Below are 17,472 nucleotides of genomic sequence, written 5' to 3'. Positions count from 1 at the left end.
TTTGTGGGTCGGTAATATTTCGATGTGGATGTATTACGGTGGACAAAAGAAAATGGAAGATATTGCTAAAGAAGATAATCAAATTTTAGGAGTATAGATGTCAGTAATTTTAGGTTTTCTTATTTATTTTTCTTTGAAATAAATTTAGTCAATTTTAAATTAGATATTGATATTAATCAGGTTTGATTAGAGATACAATTCTTATATTTGAACTTCCTTAAAAACACATCAAAAATGGACTTTATATACCAAGATCCGTATCCAATTTTAAAAGACGATACACAATATAAAAAACTATCTTCAGATTACGTTTCCGTTCAAAAATTAGGCGAAAGAGAAATTTTAACTGTAGATCCAAAAGGTTTGGAATTACTAGCCCAAGAGGCAATGAACGATGTCTCTTTTATGCTTAGAACAGCTCATTTACAAAAGCTCAACAACATTCTAAACGATCCTGAAGCTACAGATAATGACCGATTTGTTGCCTATAACTTATTACAAAATGCATCAGTAGCGGTAGAAGGACAGTTACCATCCTGTCAAGATACAGGAACAGCCATTGTTATGGCCAAAAAAGGCGAAAATGTATACACAGGAGTAGATGATGCCGAGTGGTTGTCGAAAGGAATTTTTAATACGTTTCAAAATAAAAACTTAAGGTATTCGCAAATTGTTCCTATTTCAATGTTTGAGGAAAAAAATTCGGGTTCAAATTTGCCTGCGCAAATTGATATTTATGCCAAAAAAGGAAATTCATACGAGTTTTTGTTTTTAACAAAAGGAGGAGGTTCTGCCAATAAAACATTCTTATATCAAAAAACAAAATCGTTGTTGAATGACAAATCAATGGAGGAATTTGTTCGAGATAAAATTAAAGATTTAGGAACTTCAGCTTGTCCGCCTTACCATTTGGCTTTGGTAATTGGGGGCACATCCGCCGAAGCCAATTTAGCCGCTGTAAAAAAAGCGTCAGCAGGTTATTTTGATCATTTACCTACTTCTGGTAACATGGCAGGTCAAGCTTTTCGCGATATAGAATGGGAGAAAAAAGTATTATTGTATTGTCAGGAAAGTGCTATTGGAGCCCAATTTGGAGGAAAATATTTTGCACATGATGTACGTGTTATTCGTTTGCCACGACATGCTGCCTCTTGTCCGGTTGGATTAGGTGTTTCGTGTTCTGCTGATAGAAATATTAAAGGGAAAATTACAAAGGATGGTATTTTCTTAGAGCAATTAGAAGTAAATCCGCAGCAGTTTTTACCTAAAGTTCCACCACATTTAGAAGCTGCAGTTGAGGTAGATTTGAATCGCCCTATGGCAGAAATTTTAGCAGAATTATCAAAATATCCAATTAAAACGCGTTTGAAATTAAACGGGACTCTAATCGTAGCAAGAGATATTGCACATGCTAAAATCAAAGAATTATTAGATGCAGGAAAACCAATGCCTGACTATTTCAAAAACCATCCGATATATTATGCAGGACCAGCAAAAACTCCCGAAGGAATGGCTTCTGGAAGTTTTGGGCCTACAACAGCTGGTAGAATGGACGTTTATGTTGAAGAATTTCAAAAAGCAGGTGGAAGTATGATTATGTTGGCTAAAGGAAACCGCACCAAAGAAGTAATGAATGCTTGTAAAACCTATGGTGGTTTCTATCTAGGTTCCATTGGAGGACCAGCAGCAATTTTAGCTCAAGACAATATCTTAAAAGTGGAAGTAGTTGATTTTGAAGAACTCGGAATGGAAGCCGTTCGAAAAATAACTGTAAAAGATTTCCCTGCTTTCATTATTACCGATGATAAAGGAAATGATTTTTTTGCTAATTTATAATTAAATAAAATACCGCAAATTCACAAATTTTAATCTATTGAGGATTTTATAATTTGCGAATTTGCGGTTAACTTTTAATAAAAACTGAATTCTATGTCGTTTCAAGAAACCTTTTCCAAGTTTTATACCAAAGTTAAATTGAGTTTAGAAGATGGAACTTTTGCCAAATTAACTTTAGCAAAAACTATTGGAAATACAGATTTGATGAATATTTATGTTCGCCCAATTGTTGAAGAAGGCATTTTGAAAATGGAACTCAAATTCAAATTCCAACAAGAGGAACAAGTTGAAATTCATTCTATTGATAAGGCAAAAGATGTTTTGGTACAATACATCAATAATCCATTTATGTCGGCAATTTTATTTACAACTCAGTTCGATTCGACCTATAAACTGAATAAAAAAAGAGCGGTTAGTATTACTGAAAAAGGGAATACTTTCGGAAATGCTTCGGAAGTTTTATTGGATTATCTTAATCAATAATCATTTCGGGAATTTTACCCTCAATAATTAAATTAGCTTCAGTTGATGCAATAATATGTTCATCAGAAACTCCAGGGGCACGTTCTAATAATTTAAAACCTTTTGGAGTAATTTCTAAAACGGCTAGTTCGGTTACTACTTTTTTTACGCACCCAACTCCAGTTAGAGGCAAAGTACATTTTTTTAAAATTTTAGATTCACCTGCTTTATTGACGTGCATCATAGCTACAATAATATTCTCAGCAGATGCCACTAAATCCATTGCCCCTCCCATACCTTTAACCATTTTCCCTGGGATTTTCCAGTTGGCAATATCGCCATTTTCAGAAACCTCCATAGCACCAAGAATGGTTAAGTCTACGTGCTGCCCTCGAATCATTCCAAAACTAGTTGCAGAATCAAAAAAAGAGGCTCCAGGAAGCGTAGTTATCGTTTGTTTTCCTGCGTTTATAACATCGGCATCTTCTTCTCCATCATAAGGAAACGGGCCCATTCCAAGCACTCCGTTTTCGCTTTGAAATTCGACGTCAATTCCTTTTGGGATAAAATTAGCAACAAGAGTTGGGATGCCAATTCCGAGATTTACAAAGTATTTGTCTTTGACTTCTTGGGCGATTCGTTTTGCGATTTGTTCTTTTGTTAACATAAAAATATTTTAAACCATTAAGAAATTTAAGATAAATTAAGTTTTAATAAATCAAACTGTCTACAAGCAATTATCTTTTGAATCCTATAACAAAAGATTATAGTAGTTTTGTTTTTAAACTGAGTACTGCCACAGAATACTTAATATTATTTTTTCCGTACTGTTCGTTGCTCAATCCTTTTCTCATATTTTTCTCCTTGAAAAATACGTTGGACTAGTATACCGGGAATATGTACCTGATTAGGGTCAAGTGTACCGGCTTCAACAAGTTCTTCTACTTCAGCAATGGTTATTTTGGCAGCACCGCACATACAAGGGTTAAAGTTTCTTGCAGTTCCTTTAAAAATTAAATTTCCTGCCGTATCGCCTTTCCAAGCTTTTACAATGGCAAAATCAGCTTTGAATGCATGTTCCATAATGTGCATTTTACCGTTAAATTCTCGGGTTTCTTTTCCAATAGCTACTTCGGTACCGAAACCAGCGGGGGTAAAGAATGCAGGAATTCCTGCTTGTGCAGCTCGACAACGTTCAGCTAATGTTCCTTGTGGTATTAAATCTACTTCTAGTTCGCCGGAAAGCATTTGGCGCTCAAATTCGGCATTTTCTCCAACGTAGGAGGAAATCATTTTCTTGATTTGTTTTTTTTGGAGTAGCAAACCAAGTCCAAAATCATCTATTCCAGCATTGTTTGAAATACAGGTTAAATTATTGGTTTCTTTTTTTACTAGTTCAGCGATACAGTTTTCTGGGATTCCACACAAACCAAAACCGCCGAACATGATTGTCATTCCATTTTCAATTCCGTTAAGTGCCTCCTGAACCGTATTAACTTTTTTTGGTATCATTTTGAGTTTTTTAGCCCAGATGGCAGCGATATCCTTTTTCTTGCTTCTTTAGCATGAAAAAGATTTAGCGAACAGCTGGAATAGCTTCAAATAATTAAATTATAATTCGAACTCATCGGTATTTTGCTCAAAATCAGTGGTGTCTTTTACGGGAGCCCAACAATCAACTTTTATAGAAAGATTTGCCGGTCTTTCAAAATCGCTTTTAGAAACGTTAAGTGAGGAATCGGCATAACATTTCTTCATAAAAATTCCCCAAATAGGCAGTGCTGCGGTTGCTCCTTGACCATAAGTAATTGTTTTGAATCGGGCTGACCGATCTTCGCAACCTACCCAAACTCCAGTGACAAGGTTTGGTACCATTCCCATAAACCAACCATCAGATTGGTTTTGAGTTGTTCCTGTTTTTCCTGCAATTGCGTTTGTAAACGAGTACGGATAACCTGTCCAACGATTGTCACCAGCTCCCCCGCCTTCTGTTCTTAATCGTGAACCAGAACCACCTTCTGTAACACCTTCTAATAATTTGATAACGGCAAATGCAATATCTTTATTTAATACATCATGAGATTCTGGTATGGGTTCGTAAATAACAACTCCATTTTTGTCTTCAATTTTTGTAATAAACTGAGGCTTAATATACACTCCTTCATTTGCAAAAGTGCTATAGGCAGCAACCATATCCTGAACAGTAATTTCTACTGCTCCTAAAGCAATAGAAGGTTGAACAGGAATTTCAGAATTTACTCCTAATTTTTGTGTTAATTCTACTACGGCTTCTGGCCCAACTTTGTCTATTAGCTTTGCTGATACCGTATTTATGGAATTGGCTAAAGCTTTTTTCAGAGTAACCATTCCGCGGTATTTATTGTCAGAATTTTTAGGCTCCCAATCTTCAGTAACATGATGACGCCCTTTGTGAATCATAAAAGGACTGTCTATAATTGAATCACAAGGAGACATGTTTAATTGTTCTATTGCTGTAGCATATACAAATGGTTTAAACGTAGAGCCTACTTGTCGTGCGCCTTGACCTACGTGATCGTATTGAAAATATTTGTAATTGTTTCCACCAACCCAAGCTTTTATATGACCCGTTTGTGGCTCCATTGCCATAACGCCAGATTGTAAAAATCCTTTGTAATAACGAATAGAATCGGTTGGAGTCATTACAGTATCTCTTTCACCCTTCCAAGTAAATACAGTCATTTTTGTTTTTACATCAAATGATTTAATTATTTCTTCATCACTTAAATCTTTTGTTTTTAGAACGCGCCATCTTTCTGAAGATTTCATTGCTTTTAACAACAATTTTTTTGTTTCAGCTTCAGAAATGTTTACGAAAGGAGCATTTTTACTGTTTTTATGTTGATTATCTAACTCAATTTGTAAGTTTTTTAGATGATCGGTTACTGCTTCTTCTGCATACAATTGCATTCTAGAATCGATAGTGGTATGAATTTTTAAACCGTCTCGATAAATGTCATAATCAGAGCCGTCGGATTTTTTATTTTCTTTTACCCAGTTTTTCATAAAATCTCTGAGGTATTCCCGAAAATAGGTTCCTATACCATCAATATGACTTTCAGGATGAAAGTGTAAAACAATAGGTTTTTTTTCTAATGCTAACTTATCGGACTCTTCCAGAAACCCATTTCTTACCATTTGACCAAGAACGATATTTCTTCGGTTTTGCACTCTTTCAGGCCTTCTAACAGGATTAAATAATGAAGGATTGGTTAGCATTCCTATGAGCATAGCGCCTTCTTCGATAGATAAATTTCGTGGTTCTTTTCCGAAATATACTTTTGCAGCTGATCGAATTCCTACGGCTGTATTTACAAAATCGGCTTTGTTTAGATACATTGCAATGATTTCGTTTTTAGTATATTGTTGCTCTAATTTTATGGCGATTATCCATTCTTTTGCTTTTTGAATTATTCGAAGCGGAAGAAATCGTGAGCCTTCACCATGAAATAATAATTTAGCCAATTGTTGTGTTAAAGTACTTGCGCCTCCGTTGGTACCTAGACGTAACGCTGCTCCAAGGGTGCGTCTTCCATCAATTCCGGAGTGTTCATAAAAACGTTCGTCTTCAGTTGAAACTAGGGCGTCTACGAGATGTTTTGGCAAATCGTTGTATTTTATTTGAGTTCTGTTTTCGTTATAAAATTTTCCGATAGTTACACCGTCTGTAGAGATAATTTCGGTAGCTAAATTAGAATCGGGGTTTTCTAAGTCTTCAAAAGAAGGCATCGAGCCAAAAAGTCCCCATGAAGCAAGGATAAAAAACAAAAAAAGCCCTCCTAAACTGTAGAAGAAAATTTTCCAAAACTTCTTTTTATAGTAATTAATGTCTTTAACTTGATTGTTTTTTTTTACCGTAGCCATCTTTATTTAATCTAATTTTTCTATTCTAAAACCTACTTCAGTAATTCCATATAATTTTTCTACTCCAGGTATTTTACCCGTTTGTCTAACAGCTTGTTTGATGTGAACTTTATAATTTCCATTAACGAATTTCATTTTTTCTTTGTAATAAAGCTTACTTTCTTTAATGTCAGTAAAACCGTTTCCGAGTAGTGTTCCATCTACATCAGCCATTTGATATTCTAAAGTATCTACTTTTGTTATTTTGTTTGGTTGCTCAAGAGAAACAATTAAAAACAAATTATTAAATGGATAATCGTTATTACATCTAACATTTAAGAATAAATTATAGGACTTTGAAATATCCATTTTTGGCAAATCAAAACTCACAATACTATCTTTGTTCCAACCTTTTCCAACCGATTTATATTCGTCAAAAACTCTTTTTTTATCACAAGAATAAAAGAGAATTGTTAAGACAAAAAACAGAAGTCTACTTTTTAGGCTCATTTTTAGTAACAGGTATTATTTTGTTAGGATTAGGAACTATTTTGTTTTCAGCTGGTCTAATTTTCGTGTCATTAGAATTTCTTTCTCCTGTAGGTTTATTCGTTCCAGGTGTTGCATTCTGAATCGCTGGTTTTTTATTTTTGTTAGGGCGTTTCTTTTTCTTCGGCTGATCGAAACGTGTTAAACTCTCTTGCCCCATAGCATTGTTAAAATGTTTTTCAGGCTCTGTAACAATTTCTAAGGCATAATCTTCAAGAGAAGAAACTTTCTTTTTTTCTTTATTTTCAGCAATAATTTCTCGTACTTGTTCTATTTTAAGAACATGCCAATTCCCAAAATCATTAGTGTAAGCAAACCACATTAAGCCTTTAAAAATATCTTGCTTTTGGCAAATAGCATCTCCTTTTTCGGTAACTAATTTTGTATCGAAATCAGGAAAACCTTGAAGTGCATCCATATAAGTGTCTAATTCATAATTTAAACAACACTTTAATTTACCGCATTGTCCGGCTAATTTTTGTGGGTTTAAAGACAATTGTTGGTACCGCGCCGCGGATGTATTTACACTTCTAAAATCGGTGAGCCATGTAGAACAACATAATTCTCTGCCACAAGAACCAATTCCTCCTAAGCGAGCTGCTTCTTGACGAAAACCTACTTGTTTCATTTCGACTCTGGTGCTAAATTCTTTAGCAAAATCTTTAATTAAAAGACGAAAATCAATTCGATCATTAGCAGTATAATAAAAAGTTGCTTTAGAACCGTCTCCTTGAAATTCGATATCTGAAATTTTCATTTCTAGTTTTTGAGCAATTGCCAATTCTCGAGCACGAACCTTCATTGGCTCTTCACGATCCCTAGCAGCAGACCAAATATCAATATCTTTTTGAGAAGCTTTTCTGTAAATTTTAGGAATTTCATTACTTAAATGGTTGATTCCTTTTTTCTTCATTTGAATTTTTACCAATTCGCCAGTCAAAGTTACAATTCCTATATCATGTCCAGGAGAAGCAACAGTGGCAACAATGTCACCAATGCTTAAAGTTAGTTTTTCGGTATTTCTGTAAAATTCTTTTCTTCCGTTTTTAAAACGAACCTCAACACAATCAAAAGGCGCTGCTCCGGTAGGAAGACTCATGTTGGCTAACCAATCGAAAACCGTTAATTTATTGCAGCTATCGGTGCCACAAGTCCCATTATTTTTACAACCCTTAGGTGCACCACCATCAGAAGTTGAACAACTCGTACATGCCATAATTATATATGTAGTATTGCGATGAACACAATTTAAGTTCTTAAACGATTAATGGGTAAAGATAGTAAAGATTTTAGATTTCAGATTTCAGATTTCAGATTTTTTCAAAAAAGAAAAACTCGTCCCAAGGCTGGTTTATTTTTATTGATTTAGTTAAGAATTTTATATAATTTATCAGACAATCGAATTCTAAATGGCAAATGCAAAGTAATTTTATCTCCAGTTTTTGCAGTTTCAGAATCACAACCGTTAACAAGCATTTTTTCTAAAATTATCTCTTGATTTCCTGTTGTTGGTCCGGATATTAAAATTTTGTCTCCAAGATTTAAATCGTGATTTTCTATAGAAAACAAGGCTACTTGTGGTTTTGGATAGTAGTGCTCCCCCTTACCGACTAATATTTTCTTAATGGAAATTTTTTTGCGAATATCTTTAGGATCAAGTTTTTCTAAATTGACATGGGCAGAATTTGCTAATGCCAATGATTTATCTGATAGTTCTCCGGAATGTTTAAATAACAGCTTATCCGATTTTCCTTTTCTAAAAATCTTATTGCCATTTTTTATACCACGACGTAACTTTACTTGTTCAACTAATGATAGGTGAATGGTTTCTTGACATTCAGACGAACAACAATTTTCCATTGCTAATTTGCAATCATCGCATTGAATGAATAATAAATGGCAACCTTCGTTTTCACAGTTGGTATGATTGTCACATGGTTTTCCACATTGATGGCATTGTGAAACGATATCATCAGTAATTCTTTCGCCAAGTCGATGGTCGAAAACGAAATTTTTACCAATGAATTTGCTTTCCAAACCTTCTTCCTGAATTTGTTTGGCATAATTGATAATTCCGCCTTCTAATTGAAATACATTTTTAAAACCTTGATGTTTAAAATAGGCAGAAGCTTTTTCGCATCTAATTCCACCAGTGCAATACATCACTAGGTTTTTATCTTCTTTATATTCTTTTAATTGTTCGTTGATGATGGGCAAGCTCTCTCTAAAAGTTTCTACATCTGGAGTTATGGCGCCTTTAAAATGACCAACTTCACTTTCGTAATGGTTTCTAAAATCAACTACAATGGTATTTGAATCTTCTAAAATTGCATTGAACTCCTTTGCTTTTAAGTGTACTCCAATATTTGTTACATCAAAAGTTTCGTCGTTTAAACTATCGGCTACAATTTTTTCACGAACTTTTATGGTTAGTTTTAAAAAAGAATGATCATCGTGTTCTACAGCAACGTTTAAACGGATTCCTTTCATGAAATCATAGGCTTCTAATGTTTCTCTAAAAGCTTCGATGTTTTGGGCAGGAATACTCATTTGAGCATTAATTCCTTCGTGTGCAACGTAAATTCTACCTAATGCATCTAAGGCATTCCAAGCAATAAATAAATTGTCGCGAAATTGTTTTGGATTTTTAATTTTGGCATACGCATAGAAAGACAACGTAAGTCGTTGTTCGCCAGCTTGGTCTATAAGCTCTGCTCTTTCTTCTGCGCTTAAGGTGTTATACAGTTGCATGCTATAAACGTTTTTAGCGGCGCACTTTAGTGCGTCAGTTCAGAAATATGTTGTGAGTTCTAAGTGGAAGAATTCGAGTACAAATTTAGTTTTTTTTATTTAAACACAAAGTGCACGAAGAAGGCACAAAGACCACAAAGTATAAAAACAAAAAAGAGCGCTAAATTAATAGTGCTCTTAGTGCTTTCTTTGTGAGTTTAGTGGTTCAAAAACTAACAGAATTCTGCGTAAGCGTCTTTCAAGTTTTCAGCAATCATTTCAGCTGGACGACCTTCAATATGGTGACGTTCAAGCATGTGAACCAATTCGCCATTTTTGAACAAAGCCATACTTGGTGATGATGGAGGAAAAGGAAACATGTGTTGGCGAGCTGCATCAACAGCATCTTTATCCACACCTGCAAATACGGTTACTAAATGGTCTGGTTTTTTTGCACCATCTAAACTCATTTTTGCTCCTGGACGGGCATTTCTTGCTGCGCAACCACAAACTGAATTTACCACAACTAGAGTAGTTCCTTCAGCATTTATTGCTTTTTCTACCGCTTCTGCGTTATATAAATCTTGAAAACCTGCTGCTGAAAGTTCTGCTCGCATTGGTTTTACCATTTCTTCTGGATACATATTTTTAAGATTCAAAGTTAATGAATTGCAAAGTTACAAAGTTTTTAAGTTGCCTTTTAAATATAAACGATAAAGATTTGTTATTGTTTGATAAATATATCTAAAACCGGAACAATCGAGAAATTAAAGCCTTCATAAATGGAATAGTTGGACATTTGAGCATTACGCTAAAATCTTCTAAAAGAGAAGTTTGTTCATCAAGAAATTTAAAAATTAATTTTGGATCTCCTTTTTGAAATAAAGAGGAGAAAACACTTGATCCTAGCGCATTATTTTTAAATAATACATCTATAAAAAGTAAATCATAGAACCAGAATTTATCTTTTTTATGAAATTTTCTAAAATCGGTTTCGTTTTCAAGAAATTGAGTTAATTGTTTTGATTTTTTGATAGTGTTTTTAAACGTAAAACCAGTACTGGCTTTGGTCCAACCACCAGCCGAACCAATGTTAATGATGTTTTTGGTGTTGTGTTTCCAAAAAGGGTAGGATGTCATGGGTATATTACCTTGTTCTTTTGCTATAATTTCATAGTCGGTAATTCCGAGTTTTTTAATGTAGTTTATAATTTCGGTTTCGTATTCCTGTTTTGGCAATAAATCAGCAGAAAAAAGTGTGTATTCAAGCAACGCTTCGTTTGTTGAGGTCGGCAAAACATACATAAACCTTGTATTTCCTTTTTGTTCGATAGAAAAATCCATAAATGTAGCCAAATTTGGATTAAAAGTATCTTCTTTAGATTTTATAAACCAACCTATAAAATGCTGTTGAAGTAAAGGATATTTCATTTGGGTTTTTACAACTTCTGGAATAAAAATAGAATTGAAAATCTTATCGCAACTAAAACTTGAGCTTTCAGTTTTTACCAAACAATGGTTTTCTAGTTGTTCATAAGAAAGGACTTGTTCGTTGTGAAATTGAATGCTTTTATGTTTTGTTATTTTCTCGAAAACCAAATTATAAAAATCGATACCACGAATCATTTTGTATTGATAGGGATTCAATTCAAGATTTCTTTGAAAATTTTCGTTTGCAAAATATGCTATGTCCCATTTTTTTGAAATAACAGGCTCGAATAAATTACCGTTATCCCAAAAACACCATGTCCTATCGTTACTTTTTTTCAGGTTTTGATCTATCAATAAAATGGATTTATCAACAAATTTTCCAGATTGAATCATTTCATAAACGGTCATTAAAGCCGATAAACCTGAACCAGTAAAGATATAATTATAATGTTGCATGGTTCAAAAGTAATGATTCTATGCCGTATAAAAAATCAAATAAATGTTAATCAATATGATATCGAATTCCTAGAAAAAAGCGTTTTCCTTGATTAGGGCCATAGGCATAGGTTGGATCAAATGTTAATCCATAAGGATTATCCACAGTTGGAATTGCATTTCCGTTTCCATCAAATTGCACATTTTTGTCAAACGGATCATTGGCTCGAGCAATCAAAAAAGGATTTCCTCTATTGGGTGTCCAATTAAAAAGGTTTTTTACACCAGAATATATTTCTAGATTGTTAAATTTTTTATAAGTGAATTGAATGTTTTGAACACTAAAAGGTTGAGAATTTTCGCGTCTTGGATCGAGTTCTCCCAATAACGGTAATCTCATAGGTCCAGTAACATTCCCAGTATAATCAAATGAAAGAAACCATTTAGGAATTTCATAATTTATCGCCCAATTCAAGGAATATTTTTCTGTAAACAAAGGTACAATCGATACACTATCTTGTTTGGTTATTGGGTCAAAATAGCTGGCGCCAACTGTAGCTTTTAAACCAAAAGGCGATATCCAATCGGCATTAGCACTACAGCCAAAAATTTTAGAAAAGCCATTCAAGTTGTCATAAATAATTTGATTTGGATTGATATCATAATTGGCAAAAATTCGATTTGTGAAATAGGTATACCATGAAGACATTTCTAAATTCAGAACTCCTAAATTCTCTAATTTATATTTTTTTAAATAATTTAAATTAACATTGTAGGAGGTTTCGGGTTTTAAATTTCCTACTAGAATAACATCTCTTGCTCCCGATAACGCTTGATGGTCTTCGGTAAATAGATTGACTACTCTAAAGCCCGTGCCAAAGTTTAATCGCAAAATATCATCATGTGTTGGTTTCCATTTAATAGCAACTCTTGGCGTTAAAATGTAACCATGAGCAGAATTATAGTCGTAGCGTGTGCCTATAAGGATTCCTGTTTTATTGGAGATTTTTAAATCGTCTTGAACAAACATACTATAAATTTTAGAATGGTCAGAAGTAGCTGTTGCCGGAGTGTTGTCGTTATAAAATTGGTATCGAAAAGCACTTCCAAAAAGGAGCGAGTGTTTTTTTATGTTTTTATCCCAAAGGAATTGTCCAAACCCGATTTTTTGATTGGCTAAATAAAGGGAATTTCCATATACCGAGTTTTGATCATGACTAATAAAAGATAATTGTAAAAACATTTTTTCTGTAACAGGCAATTGGTATTTTCCTAAAAGTTCATAACGTGAGGTGTAAATGCTTTCTCCATATACTTCTTCACCACCACGAAAACTCCTGTTCCACTGCATTTCGCCACCCCAACGATCTTCATATAAATAGCGAGAAACAATACTGAATTCTTTTCCTGATTTTCGATCGAAATTCCATTTGCTGAAAACTGAAATCCGATTTTGTAAAGCAATATCTGTAAAATTATCGTTATTGTTGTCGATAGGATTATTATAATTGAAAAAATTAACACCAACAAGAGCATCAATTTTTTTACCAATAGATGCTTTGTAACCTAAGTCGATATTGTTTTCTAACCAAGATGTAGAAAACATATCTGCGGTAAATAAAGGTGCTGTTTTAGATTTTTTTGTAATAATGTTAATTAAACCTCCAACAGCTTCGCTCCCGAATAAAGTAGAAGCTGCGCCTTTTACTACTTCAATTCTGTCAATCATTGAATTTGGAATTCCTGATAATCCATAAACTGTGCCAAGAGCACTCACTATTGGCATTCCGTCAATAGTAACCATTGTATAGGGACCATCTAGGCCGTTAATTCTGATATCGCCAGTATTGCAAACATTACAGTTGTTTTGCGGACGCAAACCGTTTACGTTTTGCAAAGCATCAAAAATAGTACTTGTTGGATTTTGTTTTAAAAATGTAGAAGTAATAATTTCGACAGGCACAGAGTTTTCCAATCTTTTTATTGCTTTTAATGTGCCAGAAACTACAACTTCTTCTAGCTGTAACTCATTCTTTTCTTTTTTAGAAAGTGTGTCAACTGTTGTTTGACAATACGAATAGTTGTTTATAAGCAATAACAACGCGATTATTTTTTTCAATTACGAAATTAAAATTTAGACAAAACTAAAAATTTATTTTCAAACAATGAAATTTTTTTCTTTTATTTGTATTTAATAACTTTTTATAAATGACTACATCAGAAGAAAATTATTTAAAAGTCATATACCATCTATCATTGGTTTCTCCAAAAGGAGTTAATACCAATGCTATTGCAGGCATGCTAGAAACAAAGGCTTCTTCCGTTACCGATATGTTAAAAAAATTATCAGATAAAAATTTAGTTTCTTATCAAAAATACCAAGGCGTAACTTTGACTGAAAATGGGTTTCTATCGGCAAAAATAATCGTTAGAAAACATCGCCTTTGGGAAGTATTCTTGGTAGATAAATTAGGTTTTGCTTGGGATGAAGTACACGAAATAGCTGAAGAATTGGAACACATTAAATCTGAAGCATTGATAAATAAGCTGGATTCTTTTTTAAATTTTCCAACTTTTGACCCACATGGAGATCCAATTCCTAACGAAAAAGGAGAAATTGTAAAAATGGATAAATTATTAGTTACAGACGCGGTTTTAGGCATGGACTATGTTTTTGTTGGGGTTAAAAATTCATCAGCTGCTTTTTTACAATATTTAGACAAGCAAAATATTTCTTTGGGAGCAACGATTAAAGTGCATGAAATTGAAAGTTTTGATGGAACATTTCTAGTTTCAGTAAACAAAAAACAAATTACAATTTCGAATAAAATAGCAACTAACTTATTTATACGATAATTATGTTTCAATCAATAATTGATTATTTTACAAGCATCAGTCCAATATTAGCAGCATTTTATGCGACATTATTTACATGGCTTGTAACGGCTTTAGGCGCTTCATTTGTTTTCTTTTTTAAAGAAATGAACCGAACCGTTTTCGATGGAATGTTAGGATTTACGGGTGGCGTCATGGTAGCGGCAAGTTTTTGGAGTTTACTGGCCCCTTCAATCGAAATGTCTAAAGGCGAAGGATTTATTAAAGTTATTCCTGCCGCAAGCGGATTTGCCTTAGGCGCTCTATTTATTTTTGTATTAGACAAGTTACTTCCACATTTACATATCAATTTTAAAGAAACCGAGGGTGTAAAATCGCCATGGCAGCGTACCACTTTGTTGGTTTTAGCCATTACCATGCACAATATTCCAGAAGGATTGGCAGTAGGAGTTTTGTTTGGTGGCGTAGCTGCAGGAATTCCCGAAGCGTCAATTGTAGGAGCTGTTACATTGGCCATTGGAATTGGAATTCAAAATTTTCCAGAAGGAATTGCTGTTTCAATGCCATTGCGACGAATGGGAATGAGCAGAAGAAAAAGTTTTATGTATGGTCAATCATCGGCTATTGTTGAGCCTATAGCGGGTGTTTTAGGGGCTGTTGCTGTAACTTTTTTTACACCATTATTGCCTTATGCACTCGCATTTGCAGCCGGCGCAATGATTTTTGTTGTGATTGAAGAAGTGATTCCTGAAACACAGCAGGCTAATAATACTGATATTGCTACTTTGGGATTTATAGGTGGTTTTATTGTTATGATGACACTTGATGTTGCTTTAGGTTAGTTACATCCACAATCTTCGTTACCACATTTTCTTTTAGACTTAGGTTTCCAAATAAATTTCCTAATTAGGAAAGCTAATGACAGTGCTACAGTACAATAAACTATGACTTCTTGAAAATTCATACTACAAAAATAAAAAGGTTCTCAATAATTAGAGAACCTTTTATGATTTTATTATTAAAACTTAGCACCTATCGAAATATAAAAAGTCCTTCCTTCTCCTGGTAATATTCCAGGACCTGGATATCCTCCAGCTCGTCTAGTAGCATAATCTTTATTTAATAAATTATTAACTCCGCCACGTATATTATAGTGTTTTAAGAATTTATATTCTGACGAAAAATCTAAAATTTCGTATCCATCAAGAATTCCTGTTTGACCGTTGGCTGAAGGTGTCACAGTATTGTTAGCGTCTGTAAAAATCCTTCCAGACATTTTGTATTGCACCGTTGCCGAAAAATTAGTGTTCCCCCACGATAAACCAAAGTTATGAATGTATCTCGGCGCATTTTCTACTCGGTTACCTGCTAAATTGGTTTCTATAAGTGAATTTGGATCTGTTTTTGATGGTGTTATTACTTTTACATCTACATAGCGACTGTCTATAAATGACATCGATGCAAAAATATCTAAGTTACCATAAGGTTTTTCAATACCAACCATTTTAGTAATATTCAAATCAAAAAAACTTTCAATTCCTTTGTTGAGGGTTTCGCCTAGATTAGTTCTAAACAAATAAGTGCCTTGTGTTGGGTCGTTATTAATAAATTGTGTTAAGCCTCCAACTCGATTGTTATAACTTAGATAGAAAAGGCCAATATCAAAGTTTAAAAAGCCTTTATAAATGCCACGGTAACCAAAATCGGCATTGTATCCACTTGCATCTTTCAAATTTGGATCTATTACATCCACTATGACACCAGGCGTTAAATCGCTGAATAATACTGGACGAAAGGCTTGTGATATATTAGCATATACATTAGTTTGTTTCCATTTGTATTCAAAACCTACGCCAAAAAGAGGTTTGTTTCTAACTCGAGTTTGCTGATCAAAGTTAACATCTTTTCCTTCGGCAATATCAATTCTTCCAATTGCTGTTGAGGTAATGTGTTCGTAACGAATTCCAGGAGTTACACTAAATTTATCAGTAACCTTAAATTGATTTTCAGCAAAAAGAGCAACGTTTTTTGTAGTAAACTGTAAATCTTTTTGGTATCTTCCTTCGGGAGACATATTAAAATTTGTGCCTGTTGAACCTTTTGCATTTTGAAAACGATTTGTATTAGATTGATACAAGCGTGCTCCAAATGCAAGATTTTGTTTTGCTTTCCCTAAAGTGTAACGGTAAATATTTCTGTTTTCTACACCAAGATTTTTATATTCATCACTGTCAAGCCTTCGGTTTGCATATTGATTTGTGGTAGTATTTATTACATCTTCAAAATTCGCAGCACTTGTAAAACCTACGCTATTTCGTTCTCCTAATAATCCGAAAGCTTTTACGTTAACATCAAAATTGGCATTTACTTTTGTATCAAAATTCACAGAAAAAATATTCCAAGGCACACCAAACCAGTTTCGTTCTCTATTAGATTGTCTTGAATTAGCTTTAAATTGTGCATCAGTTAAGCCACCTGGTTGTTGCATTTCATAATCAGAGTTAGTGTATTCTGCTGAAATTTTTGTTTTTTCTGAGAAACGATATTCAACAAAAGCATGGGTGTTTCTAGATTCAAATCTGTTATTTTCTCTCCATCCTTTTCCGCTTCGCGAATGATTGTAAAGATAGTACGACCATTTTTTATATTTACCACCTATAGCATTAAAAGAGCTTAGCAATCCATAACTACCTACTGTATTTTGAGTTTCGAATGTGAAAGGTTGTGCTTTCTCTCTTTTTAAAACATAATTTAGCATTCCGCCAAATTGCGGTCCAAATTGCAATGATGCACCACCACGAACCATTTGAATGCTTTCTACTGCTTCTAAAGGAGGGTTGTAATAGGCTTCAGGATAACCAAATACGTCTGCAGAAATGTCAACACCATTTTGACGGGTATTTAATTCCCAGCTTCTGTTTGGACTTAAACCACGGACACCTACATTTATTTGCAAACCGGAACCCTCATTTTCCCATACGGTTACTCCTGGAATTCTTGCAAAAATTTCACGGGCATTATTATTGGTTAAATTCCCGTTGATATTTGAGAGTTTTAACACTTCATTTTTTTTGCCGGAAAACAAAACATTGTCTTTTGTTTCTGGCATTCTTTCAGGACTTTGCTGTTTAGAAATAATGTAAACAGGTTTAAGATTTTTTATAGTGTCGTTAGATTGTACTTGTGTTTCTTGAGCCGAAACAGAAAACGCAGTCAGTAATAGGAAGTAAATAAATGGGTTTTTCATTGTTATTTAGATTAATTCTACACAGCAAAAGTAAAACCTTAATTTTATTTAGACAAATTATAAAT

The 17,472-nt window shown here is 33.9% G+C and carries 14 protein-coding genes; 4 read left to right on the top strand and 10 right to left on the bottom strand.

What is annotated here, in order from left to right; all coding sequences use genetic code 11:
• Positions 1-234: 234 nt before the first annotated feature.
• Together ACFQ0S_RS10725 and ACFQ0S_RS10720 are read left to right on the top strand one after the other, a co-directional pair.
• On the top strand, positions 235-1,836 hold the full coding sequence (locus ACFQ0S_RS10725; RefSeq protein WP_379757468.1) for a fumarate hydratase: 1,602 nt from the start codon (positions 235-237) through the stop codon (positions 1,834-1,836).
• Positions 1,837-1,929: 93 nt separating this feature from the next.
• The gene (locus tag ACFQ0S_RS10720; RefSeq protein WP_379757465.1) at positions 1,930-2,319 is read left to right on the top strand and encodes a hypothetical protein; all 390 of its coding nucleotides are present in this window, start codon (positions 1,930-1,932) and stop codon (positions 2,317-2,319) included.
• Here ACFQ0S_RS10720 and ACFQ0S_RS10715 read toward each other — a convergent pair.
• From ACFQ0S_RS10715 to ACFQ0S_RS10675, 9 genes are all read right to left on the bottom strand, one after another.
• Positions 2,309-2,965 carry a CoA transferase subunit B gene (locus ACFQ0S_RS10715; RefSeq protein WP_379757462.1) on the bottom strand — a complete coding sequence of 219 codons (657 nt, stop codon included), beginning with the start codon at positions 2,963-2,965 and terminating at the stop codon, positions 2,309-2,311. The two genes, ACFQ0S_RS10720 and ACFQ0S_RS10715, sit on opposite strands and share 11 nt — an antisense overlap.
• Before the next feature lie 146 nt (positions 2,966-3,111).
• A complete protein-coding gene (locus tag ACFQ0S_RS10710) occupies positions 3,112-3,810 on the bottom strand; it encodes a CoA transferase subunit A (RefSeq protein ID WP_379757459.1) in 699 nt (232 codons plus the stop codon).
• 99 nt (positions 3,811-3,909) lie between these two features.
• A complete protein-coding gene (locus ACFQ0S_RS10705; RefSeq protein ID WP_379757456.1) occupies positions 3,910-6,201 on the bottom strand; it encodes a penicillin-binding protein 1A in 2,292 nt (763 codons plus the stop codon).
• A 6-nt stretch (positions 6,202-6,207) separates the two neighbouring features.
• The gene (locus tag ACFQ0S_RS10700) at positions 6,208-6,690 is read right to left on the bottom strand and encodes a gliding motility lipoprotein GldH (RefSeq protein ID WP_379757453.1); all 483 of its coding nucleotides are present in this window, start codon (positions 6,688-6,690) and stop codon (positions 6,208-6,210) included.
• A complete protein-coding gene (locus ACFQ0S_RS10695) occupies positions 6,674-7,945 on the bottom strand; it encodes a PSP1 domain-containing protein (protein WP_379757450.1) in 1,272 nt (423 codons plus the stop codon). The genes ACFQ0S_RS10700 and ACFQ0S_RS10695 overlap by 17 nt, the downstream gene beginning before the upstream one ends.
• Positions 7,946-8,094: 149 nt before the next feature.
• Complete coding sequence (gene trhO / locus ACFQ0S_RS10690) at positions 8,095-9,480, bottom strand: oxygen-dependent tRNA uridine(34) hydroxylase TrhO (RefSeq protein WP_379757447.1); 1,386 nt, start codon at positions 9,478-9,480, stop codon at positions 8,095-8,097.
• 212 nt (positions 9,481-9,692) lie between these two features.
• Entirely contained in the window at positions 9,693-10,103 is a 411-nt protein-coding gene (locus tag ACFQ0S_RS10685; RefSeq protein WP_379757444.1) for a BrxA/BrxB family bacilliredoxin, read from the bottom strand.
• A gap of 100 nt (positions 10,104-10,203) precedes the next feature.
• Positions 10,204-11,346, bottom strand: a complete 1,143-nt coding sequence (locus ACFQ0S_RS10680) for a lycopene cyclase family protein (protein WP_379757441.1) — start codon at positions 11,344-11,346, stop codon at positions 10,204-10,206.
• 46 nt (positions 11,347-11,392) lie between these two features.
• Positions 11,393-13,444, bottom strand: a complete 2,052-nt coding sequence (locus tag ACFQ0S_RS10675; protein ID WP_379757438.1) for a TonB-dependent receptor plug domain-containing protein — start codon at positions 13,442-13,444, stop codon at positions 11,393-11,395.
• A gap of 89 nt (positions 13,445-13,533) precedes the next feature.
• Between ACFQ0S_RS10675 and ACFQ0S_RS10670 the strand changes: the two genes are divergently transcribed.
• Both ACFQ0S_RS10670 and ACFQ0S_RS10665 read left to right on the top strand, forming a co-directional pair.
• Positions 13,534-14,181 carry a metal-dependent transcriptional regulator gene (locus ACFQ0S_RS10670; protein WP_379757435.1) on the top strand — a complete coding sequence of 216 codons (648 nt, stop codon included), beginning with the start codon at positions 13,534-13,536 and terminating at the stop codon, positions 14,179-14,181.
• A gap of 2 nt (positions 14,182-14,183) precedes the next feature.
• Positions 14,184-15,002, top strand: coding sequence for a ZIP family metal transporter (locus ACFQ0S_RS10665; RefSeq protein WP_379757432.1), 819 nt, complete (start codon positions 14,184-14,186; stop codon positions 15,000-15,002).
• 176 nt (positions 15,003-15,178) lie between these two features.
• Here the strand turns inward: ACFQ0S_RS10665 and ACFQ0S_RS10660 are convergent, their stop codons facing one another.
• The gene (locus tag ACFQ0S_RS10660) at positions 15,179-17,407 is read right to left on the bottom strand and encodes a TonB-dependent receptor family protein (protein WP_379757429.1); all 2,229 of its coding nucleotides are present in this window, start codon (positions 17,405-17,407) and stop codon (positions 15,179-15,181) included.
• Between the last annotated feature and the right edge of the window lie 65 nt (positions 17,408-17,472).

Source organism: Flavobacterium myungsuense, assembly GCF_042677265.1.
GTDB classification, from domain to species: domain Bacteria; phylum Bacteroidota; class Bacteroidia; order Flavobacteriales; family Flavobacteriaceae; genus Flavobacterium; species Flavobacterium myungsuense.
Note: the sequence above shows the minus strand (reverse complement) of the source record. Positions and strands in the feature narration are given on the sequence as shown.